The organism is Acidovorax sp. (genome assembly GCF_046314175.1).
GTDB lineage: Bacteria > Pseudomonadota > Gammaproteobacteria > Burkholderiales > Burkholderiaceae_C > Acidovorax.
On record NZ_JBKBXG010000125.1, the window covers coordinates 1 to 10,976 of the forward strand.

Sequence of the window (10,976 nt, forward strand, 5' to 3'; positions counted from 1 at the left end):
TGCATGAGGTCGACAAGGTCATTGGTCAACGCCTGACCTCCAGCGTCCCACTGGTGGCCCAAATATCGCAATACATCATTGCAGCCGGAGGCAAGCGCCTGCGACCCGCGCTGCTGCTCATGGTGTGCGGAGCACTCGGTTATCGTGGAACGCATCACTTCAGCCTTGCTGCAGTGGTCGAGCTGATTCATACGGCGACCCTGCTCCATGACGACGTGGTCGACGCATCGACACTGCGGCGCGGGCGCCCTACCGCCAATGAAACCTTTGGGAACCCGGCCAGCGTGTTAGTGGGAGATTTCCTGCACACCCGCTCATTTCAGATGATGGTGGAAGCCGGGAGCATGCGCATCATGGAGATACTCTCGGAAGCAACCAATGTGATCGCTGAGGGCGAGGTGTTGCAACTGATGAACATGCATGACGCGTCGCTCGACGAAGCGGGTTACCTGCGCGTAATTCGCTCTAAAACAGCCAAGCTATTTGAAGCCAGCGCGCGATTGGGCGCTGTGCTTGCCGACAGCTCGCCCGCCACGGAAGAAACGTGTGCGGCCTACGGTCAGGCCCTGGGCACCGCATTCCAGATCATTGACGACGTCCTCGACTACGACGGCGACGCCACGGAAATGGGAAAGAATCTGGGAGACGACCTGCGAGAAGGCAAGTCGACGCTACCCCTGATTGCTGCCATCCAACGTGGCACGCCGCACCAAGCGCAAGTTGTGCGCCATGCCATCGAGCAGGGCTCTACCGAACAACTCGCAGAAATTGTGGCAATCGTACGAGACACCGGGGCACTGGAAGTGACCCGCGCCGCCGCACACGCTGAAGCACGCCGCGCCATCGCGGCGGCAGAGCAACTTCCAGCCAACGCCCACAGGGCCGGATTGATAGAACTCGCAGCTCAGCTTCTTGTGCGCCGCCACTGACACACCATCGCAAATAGGTGCACCAAAAGAACTCTCAAGCGAGGCCGGGGATTAGGGGGATTTTCCGAGGCTTAGGTCAACTCACTGGAATTTAAGCAGCGGATATTTCATGTAACAGGGCTACTTCTGTCGCAGTGTTGCCAATATCCAGCGCTGTACAGCCAGCAGGTGATCGGTGATGATAGGATGGTTTCTTTTCCACACTTAACACATTACCGGTTACATGGCCGCTGTTGAAACTGTCCCCAAAGAAGCCTCTGCAGTAGCCCTCCCAGGACTGGGCCGGGCATTGATGTCTGCCGGCAAACTGACCCAAAAGTCAGCCGAGGACATTTACAAAAAATCACAAATTGGGCGCACCAGTTTTATCGCTGAGTTGACAGGCTCAGGCGCGGTATCTGCGGCAGATCTGGCGCACACGGTGTCAGCAGTTTTTGGCGCCCCCTTGCTGGATCTTGATGCTATTGATCCCCTCAGGCTTCCCAAAGAACTTCTTGACGCCAAGATATGTCAAGCGTATCGGGTTGTCGTTCTTAGCAAACGCAACAATCGCCTTATTGTTGCAACTGCAGATCCTACCGATCAAGAGGCTGCTGAAAAAATCAAATTCACGACCCAGATGGGTGTGGATTGGGTAATTGCGGAATATGACAAGCTGAGCAAATTGGTGGAGGCAACCACCAAGTCCACCAATGACTCTATGGACACCCTGGTCAGCGGGGGGGGCGGTTTCGAATTTGACGATGTTCCTGTTGAAGATGTTCCAGACAACAACGATGCGGGATCTGGGGATGTCGAGGATGCGCCCATTGTCAAGTTTCTTCACAAGATGCTTCTCGACGCATTCAATATGCGCGCATCGGACTTGCATTTTGAGCCATACGAGCACCAATACCGGGTCCGCTTCCGCATCGACGGCGAGTTGAGGGAAATAGCATCCCCTCCTGTTGCTATTAAGGACAAACTTGCCTCCCGCATAAAGGTGATTTCACGCCTGGACATTTCGGAAAAACGCGTTCCCCAGGACGGTCGAATGAAGCTCAAGGTTGGCCCCGACCGCGTAATCGACTTTCGGGTGAGCACACTGCCTACGTTGTTCGGCGAGAAGATCGTTATCCGTATCTTGGACCCGAGCAGTGCAAAGCTTGGAATTGACGCTCTTGGCTATGAACCAATAGAAAAAGAACGTCTGCTGGAAGCCATTGGCCGCCCCTATGGAATGATTTTGGTCACCGGCCCGACCGGCTCCGGGAAAACGGTTTCCTTATATACCTGCTTAAATCTGCTGAACAAACCTGGCGTCAATATTGCAACAGCGGAAGACCCTTCGGAAATAAATCTCCCAGGAGTTAATCAAGTAAATGTCAACGAGAAGGCAGGGATGACATTTGCAGTGGCGCTAAAGTCGTTTTTGCGACAAGATCCAGACATAATCATGGTTGGTGAAATTCGAGACCTCGAAACCGCCGATATTTCTATCAAGGCTGCACAAACCGGACATCTGGTTCTCTCGACGCTTCACACCAATGATGCGCCGACGACCCTGACACGCATGCGCAACATGGGCATTGCGCCGTTTAATATCGCATCAAGCGTGATATTAATTACCGCACAGCGACTTGCACGCAGGCTGTGCCCTGTTTGCAAAACTCCAGCGGACATTCCTCATGAGGCGCTTTTAGAGGCAGGCTATGCCGAAGAAGAACTGGATGGATCGTGGGTCACCTACCGTCCAGTGGGTTGCTCTGCTTGCAACAATGGATACAAGGGACGTGTCGGCATTTACCAGGTCATGCCAATATCTGAAGACATCCAACGCATCATATTACGCGATGGAAGTGCGCTCGAGATTGCCGAACAAGCAAAATCTGAAGGCGTGAGATCACTCCGTGCTTCGGGTTTATACAAGGCAAAACAGGGACTGACTTCTCTTGAAGAAGTACTAGCAGTCACCAACGAATAATGCTCATGAGGGATTAGTATGGCGACTGCAGCATCAAGAGACATCAAAGAATTTGTTTTCGAATGGGAAGGCAAAGACCGGCATGGAAAGATTGTCCGGGGAGAGGTGCGCGCCTCTGGGGAAAACCAAGTCCAGGCCACGCTCCGTCGCCAGGGCGTATTTCCGACAAAGATCAAGAAACGTCGGATGCGTTCGGGCAAAAAGATCAAGCCCAAAGATATTGCCCTGTTTACACGCCAACTTGCAACCATGATGAAAGCGGGCGTTCCTTTGCTGCAGTCATTTGATATCGTGGGGCGTGGGAATACGAATGCCAGTGTTACCAAGCTGCTCAACGATATTCGTTCAGACGTTGAAACTGGTACTTCATTGAACGGTGCGTTTCGTAAGCACCCCATGTATTTTGACAGTCTGTACTGCAATCTGGTGGAGGCGGGTGAAGCCGCAGGTATTCTGGAAGCGTTGCTGGACCGTCTCGCAACCTATATGGAGAAGACAGAGGCGATCAAATCAAAGATTCGATCCGCTTTGATGTATCCAATTTCCGTGGTTATCGTGGCGTTTGTAGTGGTGGCTGTGATCATGATCTTTGTGATCCCGGCCTTTAAAGAAGTGTTTACGTCGTTCGGCGCAGATCTTCCCGCTCCCACATTGTTTGTGATGGCTATCAGTGAAATATTTGTGAAGTGGTGGTGGCTGATATTCGGCGGTATCGGTGGCGGTTTTTATTTCTTCATGCAGGCGTGGAAACGCAATGAGAAGATGCAGATGGTTATGGACCGCATCCTTCTTAAGATCCCAATTTTCGGCGCGTTGATTGAGAAGTCCTGCGTTGCGCGTTGGACCCGCACTCTATCCACCATGTTTGCTGCGGGTGTGCCCTTGGTTGAAGCACTGGATTCCGTAGGCGGCGCGTCGGGCAACTCTCTGTACTCAATGGCCACTGAGAAAATCCAGCAGGAAGTCTCCACGGGTACAAGCCTGACGGCTGCTATGGGCAATGCGAACATCTTCCCTTCCATGGTTCTGCAGATGTGCGCCATCGGCGAGGAGTCGGGCTCCATCGACCATATGCTGGGCAAGGCAGCGGATTTTTACGAGGCAGAGGTGGATGAAATGGTCGCCGGGCTGTCCAGCCTGATGGAGCCCATCATCATCGTGTTTCTGGGCACGCTGATCGGCGGCATTGTGGTGTCGATGTATCTGCCTATCTTCAAACTTGGCCAAGTCGTGTAATGGGCGTGGATGTTTGGCTGGATGCGACACTGGGAAGTGTTTTTGGGCTCCTGATCGGCAGCTTTCTCAATGTGGTGATCTACAGGCTGCCCAAAATCATGGAGCGCCAATGGGCGGCAGAGGCAGTAGCGTTTAAAGCCGCGGAAGCGGGTGAGGAGCCCCCTTCCCCGCCCGAGCCCTTCAATCTGCTCACCCCACGCTCGCGCTGCCAGTCCTGCGGGCATATGGTGCAGTGGTATGAAAACATTCCTGTCCTGAGCTATCTTTTTTTGCGCGGTCGCTGCTCCGCGTGCAAGACACGGATCAGTATTCGCTACCCGCTGGTCGAGATTGCAACCGGAGCGCTGTTCTTCTTCTGCATTCAGCGCTGGGGCATCACGCCCACCGGTATTGCCTGGTGCGGTTTTTCTGCTGCGCTGGTCACGCTTGCGTTCATTGACTGGGACACCACGCTGCTCCCAGACGACATCACACTCCCGCTATTGTGGGTGGGGCTGTTGGCGTCTGCCACTCAGCTGATTGCCGTTCCGTTGTACGCGTCCGTAGTGGGCGCGGCCGCGGGCTACCTGTCTCTGTGGTTGGTCTACTGGGGCTTCAAATTGGTGACCGGCAAAGAAGGCATGGGCTACGGCGACTTCAAGCTGTTCGCGGCTCTGGGGGCCTGGTTCGGCTGGCAGGCGCTGGTGCCTATCATTCTGATGTCGTCGGTGATCGGCGCTATTGTCGGGATTGCCCTCAAGATATTCAGCAGCTTGCGCGAAGGGGGATATGTGCCTTTTGGGCCGTTCCTTGTGGGTGCAGGGTTCACGGCCATGATCTTTGGTCCCAATGCCATCATCGAGTCCGTATTGAAGCTCGTGGGGCTCTGAGCTGGGCGCCTTCCTCATGCAGGTGTCGGAACAAAAGCGCCGCCCCATCCGTCTGGGCCTGACGGGAGGCATCGGAAGCGGCAAGAGCTCGGTAGGCAACTTCCTCGCCTTGCAAGGTGCGGCACTGGTCGATGCAGACCAGATTGCGCGCGAGGTGACGGGGCCCGATGGAGCGGCCATGCCTGCGATCCGCTCCGCCTTTGGCGATACATATGTCGATGCCGCCGGAGCGCTCGACCGCCCTCGCATGCGACAGCTCGCGTTCACGCACCCCGAGGCACGCGCGCAACTGGAAGGCATCGTGCATCCCCTGGTTTCGCTGCACAGCGACCTCAAAGCACAGCAAGCAGCTGAGCGCGGGTGCGCGGTCATCGTGTTTGATATTCCCCTGCTTGCAGAATCTGGCCGTTGGGCGCGCAGGCTGGACGCGGTGGTAGTGGTGGACTGCTCACCCGAGACGCAAATCGAGCGGGTGATGCGGCGCAATGGGCTTGCCAGGGAGGTCGTGCAAGGCATCATCGCCTCACAAGCAACCCGGCACGCACGGCGGGCGGTGGCCGATGTGGTGATTGCCAATGACGTGGATTGCTCGCTCGACGAGCTGCACGCCCGCACAAGGCAGACGGCCTTGCTGTTCGGGCTATGATGCGAACGAAACCGTTTGTGCTTTCACCCCATGCCGCGCGCCACCGGCGTCAGAATCCCCCCTGAGCCCCCAGGAACCCGCCAGCGTGATCCTTTACGAATATCCCTTTAACGAGCGTCTCAGAACCTATCTGCGGCTTGAGCAGTTGTTCCGCCGGTTGGGAGAGTTGATCCCCCGGTCCCATGCGCTCGATCACCATTTTGCGCTGGTCACGATCTTCGAAATCATGGACGTGGCCGCCCGGGCCGACCTCAAGTCGGATGTTCTCAAGGACATTGAAAAACACAAGCACCAGCTAGACAGCTATCGCGGCAACCCTTCGATTTCCGAAGCAGCGCTGGATGCTGTGATCGCTCAGCTGGACCGCTGTTTCGCTGCGCTCAATGCGCAATCGGGCAAGTCTGGCCATTCGCTGACCGAGAACGATTGGCTGATGAGCATTCGCAGCCGGGTGGGCATTCCGGGTGGTACCTGCGGGTTTGATTTGCCAGCCTATTACGCTTGGCAACACCATGCCCCCGCGATGCGCCAGCAGGCTCTGGAAGGATGGGCGTCCACCCTGGCGCCGTTGGCGGAATCCATCTATGTGCTGCTCAAGCTGCTGCGCGACTCGGGAGTGCCGCAAAAGGTGGCCGCCGAGCGAGGGCAGTTCCAGCAAAACCTGCCCCAGGGGCGCACATTCCAGTTGCTGCGACTGCGCATTGACCCCGCACTGAACCTGATCCCCGAGATCAGTGGCAACCGGCTGATTGTGTCGGTGCGGTTGATGCGACTGGGCGACGATGCCCGCCTGCACGCCTGCGCAGAAGATGCAGCGTTTGAACTGACCTTGTGCGCCTGAGCCCGGCGAAAATCAGGCAATGACAGCCTGTAACCAGGCGCAAGCACGTTGACGATTTGAGGATGGATGAGGATGGCTGACATAGAACGGAACAGCAAGCACAGTGCACCCGCTGCGCGCATCGTCACCTGCCCTTGCTGCGGCGGTGACAGCATCTACGCCCCCAGCAACGCATACCGCCCCTTCTGCAGCGAGCGCTGCAAACAGGTGGACTTGGGCGCCTGGGCCAGCGAGGACTTTCGCATGCCTGCCGAGGCGCCGCCAGGCGATGCGCAATACGGCGACCCGCGCCTGCAGCACTGACAGTCCCATCGCGCTCACCGCTTTGAAACCGGTTGTTTCTCAGTGAAATCAGCCCCCAGCGCTTATCCCAAAAGCTCAACCAGCTATCATTTTTGAAGTTTAGCGATGTCTATAGGTTGGCCGCGCTCGTCGGCAAGCCACTGGAGTACCGGGTAGGCTCCGGGCAATACCGGCGCCACCGTCAACGGCATCTGCTGCCAGGCCATGGACTGCCCTTCGCGCATCTCAAACTCACCGGTCCAATCCCACACCTTGCACCAGTGCAGCCGCACCAGCGCGTGCGGGTAGTCGTGCTCGGTCACCTTCCAGACGCTGGCGGGGCCAATGGTCACGCCCAGTTCTTCGATGAGTTCACGGCGCAGGGCCTGCTCCACCGTCTCTCCCACCTCCAGCTTGCCGCCCGGAAACTCCCAGTAGCCGGCGTAAGGCTTGCCCGGTGGGCGCGTGGACAACAGCATGGCGCCATCGGAGCGCAGCAGAATGCCCACCGCCACCTCGGTGTGCTTGCGTGCGTCTGCAGCGGCCGCCGCCGTGGGACTGGCATTGCTGGCCGGATCTCCCGCAGGGGTTTCAGCCATCGTGCCGCCCTGCATAGTCGCGTGCAAACTGGTAAGCCACCCGGCCGCTTCGCGAGCCCCGCTCCAGCGCCCACACCAAAGCCTCGGCGCGGGCTGCGGAGACTTCAGCCGCAGGCACACCCAGCGAAGACAACCACTGGGCCACGATGGTCAGGTACTCCTCCTGGCTGAAGGGGTAGAAGCTGACCCACAGGCCAAACCGCTCTGACAGCGAAATTTTTTCTTCCACCACCTCACCCGGATGCACCTCGCCGTCCGGGGTGTGGGTGTAGGTCAGGTTCTCGGCCATGTACTCGGGCAGCAGATGGCGCCGATTGCTGGTGGCGTAGATCAGCACATTCGGTGTGGCCGCTGCCACCGAACCATCAAGGATGGACTTGAGCGCCTTGTAGCCAGGCTCGCCGTCTTCAAAGCTCAGGTCGTCGCAGAAGATGATGAATTTTTCAGGCCGGTCAGACACCACGTCCACGATGTCGGGAAGGTCCACCAGGTCGGCCTTGTCCACTTCGATCAGGCGAAGGCCCTGGGCGGCATAAACGTTCAGGCAGGCCTTGATCAGGGACGACTTGCCCGTGCCCCGCGCGCCCGTCAACAGCACATTGTTGGCGGGCTTGCCCGCCACAAACTGCTGGGTATTGCGCTCGATCTTTTCCTTCTGCGCGTCGATCTCTTTCAGATCCACCAACTGCATGGCTGCCACATGGCGTACAGGTTCGAGAACGCCGTGACCGCTGCTGCGCTTGCGGTAGCGCCAGGCGATGGCCACAGACCAGTCGGGCGCAGTCAAGGGTTGGGGCAGAACGGATTCAATGCGGGCGATCAGCCGCTCCGCGCGCTCGATCAGGCGATAAAATTTATCAGTCATTTTGGCCTCTAGCGCTTATCCATAAAGCGCTGACAGCTATCAAATTTGAATTATTCAATGGCTGTGCAGCCATCAGGACCGGTAGTCCGCATTGATGGTGACGTACTCATGGCTGAAGTCGCAGGTCCACACCGTGTCCACTGCGTCACCCCGGCCGAGCAGCACGCGCACGGTGATCTCGCTTTGTTTCATCACGCGCTGGCCGTCTTCCTCGCGGTAGGCGGGGTTGCGCCCTCCCTGGATGGCGACATGCACATCATCCAGGAAGAGATCGATGCCGGTCTGGTCCAGGTCGTCAATGCCCGCGTAGCCGACCGCGGCGAGGATGCGGCCCAGGTTGGGGTCGCTGGCGAAAAACGCAGTCTTGACCAGGGGTGAATGGGCGATGGCATAAGCCACTTTGCGGCACTCGTCGCCAGTCTTGCCGCCCTCGACCCGCACGGTGATGAACTTGGTGGCACCCTCGCCGTCGCGCACGATGGCCTGGGCCAGCTTTTGCGCCACAGCCAGCATGGCCGCTTTCAGCGCCTGACCGTCTGCGCTGTCGAGCGTGGTGATGGGGGAGTGCACCGCCTTGTTGGTGGCAACCACAACAAACGAGTCGTTGGTGGACGTGTCGCCATCGATGGTGACGCGGTTAAACGAGCCATCGGCCAGCTCACGCGCCAGCTGCTGCATCAATGCAGGCGCCACGCAGGCGTCGGTCGCCATGAAGCCCAGCATCGTCGCCATGTTGGGCCGGATCATGCCTGCGCCCTTGCTGATGCCAGTGATAGACACCGTAGCGCCACCAATCTGCACCTGGGCCGAGAACGCCTTTGCCAACGTGTCGGTGGTCATGATGCCTTCGGCGGCACGCGCCCAATGGCCGGGCTGCGCATCGGCAATGGCGGCCGGCAAACCCGCTTCAATGCGGTCGCTCGGCAGGGGTTCCATGATCACACCGGTCGAAAACGGCAAGACCTGCTCTGGCGCCACATCGAGCTTGCTTGCCAGTGCCGCACAGGTGGAGCGCGCACGCGCCAGGCCATCTGCACCCGTGCCCGCATTGGCATTGCCGGTGTTGATCACCATGGCGCGAATGCCTTTTCCACTGGCCAGATGATCGCGGCTGATCTGCACCGGCGCGGCGCAAAAACGGTTCTGCGTGAACACGCCCGCCACACTGGCGCACTCGTCCAGCAGGAACACCGTGAGGTCCTTGCGGTTGGCCTTGCGCACACCGGCTTCGGTGACGCCGATGCGAACACCGGCAATCGGATGCAGATCAGAGGCAACGGGGGCGAGAAGATTGACGGGCATGGGAATCCTTCTTAAAAACTGCGGCCGATTATCCGGAAAACCGTGGCGCGCAAATGAAGACACGGGCCTCAGCCCGTGTCTTTTGGTTTTACTGGGTCACTTCAAAGCTCAAGCGAGTTTGCCGTGGCACGCCTTGTATTTCTTGCCGCTGCCGCATGGGCAAGGGTCGTTGCGGCCCACGCGCATGCCTTCGGGCAGCGCCTGGCCAACGGTTTGCGCGTCCACCGTGGTCTCCACTTCGCCGGTTTCCGTCGGGGCGGTGTAGGTCACATTGGCAATTTTTTCTGCACGCGCTTCCATGTCCTGCGCTGCCTGATCCAGCTGGGCGGGCGACTGTACCTGTACCGTCATCAGCAGCTTGGTGACCTCGTTCTTCACACCGTCAATCAGCTGGCGGAAAAGCTCGAACGCTTCGCGCTTGTACTCTTGCTTGGGCTGCTTTTGCGCATAGCCGCGCAGGTGAATGCCCTGGCGCAGATAGTCCAGCGCGCTCAGATGGTCACGCCAGTTGGAGTCAAAGCTTTGCAGCAGAACCACGCGCTCGAACTGCGTGAAGTTCTCGCGGCCCACATGCTCGACCTTGGCGTCGAACGATGCGTGGGCAGCCCGCAATACCTTCTCCAGAATCTCGTCATCGGTGATGGCGCTGGCGCCTTGTACTTCTTGCTGCAAGGCAATCGACACCTGCCACTCGTCGGCCAGGACCTTTTCAAGGGCTGCCAGATCCCACTGTTCTTCCACCGACTCCACAGGCACGTACTGACGCACCAGATCGGTCATGCAGTCCTCGCGCATTGCGGCAATGATGTCGGAAAGCTCGCTCGCGTCGAGGATGTCATTGCGCTGCTGGTAGATCACCTTGCGCTGGTCGTTGGCAACGTCGTCGTACTCCAGCAGTTGCTTGCGGACGTCGAAGTTGCGGGCTTCCACCTTGCGCTGGGCCGACTCGATGCTGCGCGTCACGATGCCCGCCTCGATGGCCTCACCGTCAGGCATTTTCAGGCGGTCCATGATCGCCTTGACACGATCACCCGCGAAGATGCGCATCAACGAATCGTCCAAACTCAGGTAGAAGCGCGAGGAGCCAGGATCGCCTTGGCGGCCCGAGCGGCCACGCAACTGGTTGTCAATACGGCGGGACTCATGGCGCTCGGTGGCGATGATGCGCAGGCCACCCAGGGCCTTGATCTTCTCGTGGTCCACTGCCCACTCTTCGCGCAGTTTGGAAATCTTTGCTTCACGTGCAGCGGGGTCGAGCGATTCGTCGGCCTCTACCGCGGCCACCAGCTTTTCAATGTTGCCACCCAGCACGATGTCGGTGCCGCGACCGGCCATGTTGGTCGCAATGGTGATCATGCCCTCGCGCCCGGCCTGCGCCACGATGTCTGCTTCGCGGGCGTGCTGCTTGGCGTTGAGCACCTGGTGTGGCAGGCCTTCCTTGTTC

General features: G+C 58.5%; 11 protein-coding genes. 7 read left to right on the forward strand and 4 right to left on the reverse strand.

Going from position 1 to position 10,976, the window contains the following annotated elements; translation table 11 throughout:
* The 7 genes from ACK4OE_RS23500 to ACK4OE_RS23530 all read left to right on the forward strand — a co-directional run.
* Positions 1-929, forward strand: a 929-nt coding sequence (locus ACK4OE_RS23500) for a polyprenyl synthetase family protein (RefSeq protein ID WP_409888644.1), incomplete at its 5' end; no start/stop codon positions are given.
* 223 nt (positions 930-1,152) lie between these two features.
* Positions 1,153-2,892, forward strand: coding sequence for a type IV-A pilus assembly ATPase PilB (gene pilB / locus ACK4OE_RS23505; RefSeq protein WP_409888646.1), 1,740 nt, complete (start codon positions 1,153-1,155; stop codon positions 2,890-2,892).
* A gap of 18 nt (positions 2,893-2,910) precedes the next feature.
* Positions 2,911-4,128 carry a type II secretion system F family protein gene (locus ACK4OE_RS23510; protein WP_409888648.1) on the forward strand — a complete coding sequence of 406 codons (1,218 nt, stop codon included), beginning with the start codon at positions 2,911-2,913 and terminating at the stop codon, positions 4,126-4,128.
* Positions 4,128-4,997 (forward strand): prepilin peptidase, encoded by an 870-nt coding sequence (locus ACK4OE_RS23515; RefSeq protein ID WP_409888650.1) that lies wholly within the window; start codon positions 4,128-4,130, stop codon positions 4,995-4,997. Before ACK4OE_RS23510 ends, ACK4OE_RS23515 begins: the two co-directional genes overlap by 1 nt.
* Before the next feature lie 16 nt (positions 4,998-5,013).
* Positions 5,014-5,643 (forward strand): dephospho-CoA kinase, encoded by a 630-nt coding sequence (gene coaE / locus ACK4OE_RS23520; protein ID WP_409888652.1) that lies wholly within the window; start codon positions 5,014-5,016, stop codon positions 5,641-5,643.
* A gap of 85 nt (positions 5,644-5,728) precedes the next feature.
* On the forward strand, positions 5,729-6,484 hold the full coding sequence (gene zapD, locus ACK4OE_RS23525; protein WP_409888653.1) for a cell division protein ZapD: 756 nt from the start codon (positions 5,729-5,731) through the stop codon (positions 6,482-6,484).
* A 72-nt stretch (positions 6,485-6,556) separates the two neighbouring features.
* Entirely contained in the window at positions 6,557-6,787 is a 231-nt protein-coding gene (locus ACK4OE_RS23530; protein ID WP_409888655.1) for a DNA gyrase inhibitor YacG, read from the forward strand.
* 86 nt (positions 6,788-6,873) lie between these two features.
* Here ACK4OE_RS23530 and ACK4OE_RS23535 read toward each other — a convergent pair whose 3' ends face one another.
* From ACK4OE_RS23535 to ACK4OE_RS23550, 4 genes are all read right to left on the reverse strand, one after another.
* The gene (locus ACK4OE_RS23535; protein ID WP_409888657.1) at positions 6,874-7,380 is read right to left on the reverse strand and encodes an NUDIX domain-containing protein; all 507 of its coding nucleotides are present in this window, start codon (positions 7,378-7,380) and stop codon (positions 6,874-6,876) included.
* Positions 7,358-8,230: an ATP-binding protein gene (locus tag ACK4OE_RS23540; protein ID WP_409888659.1), complete on the reverse strand. Its 873-nt coding sequence runs from the start codon at positions 8,228-8,230 to the stop codon at positions 7,358-7,360. Before ACK4OE_RS23540 ends, ACK4OE_RS23535 begins: the two co-directional genes overlap by 23 nt.
* Positions 8,231-8,302: 72 nt before the next feature.
* Positions 8,303-9,532 (reverse strand): bifunctional glutamate N-acetyltransferase/amino-acid acetyltransferase ArgJ, encoded by a 1,230-nt coding sequence (argJ, locus tag ACK4OE_RS23545; RefSeq protein WP_409888661.1) that lies wholly within the window; start codon positions 9,530-9,532, stop codon positions 8,303-8,305.
* 108 nt (positions 9,533-9,640) lie between these two features.
* Positions 9,641-10,976 (reverse strand): SEC-C metal-binding domain-containing protein (locus tag ACK4OE_RS23550; RefSeq protein WP_409888663.1); only part of this gene is annotated, 1,336 nt, incomplete at its 5' end.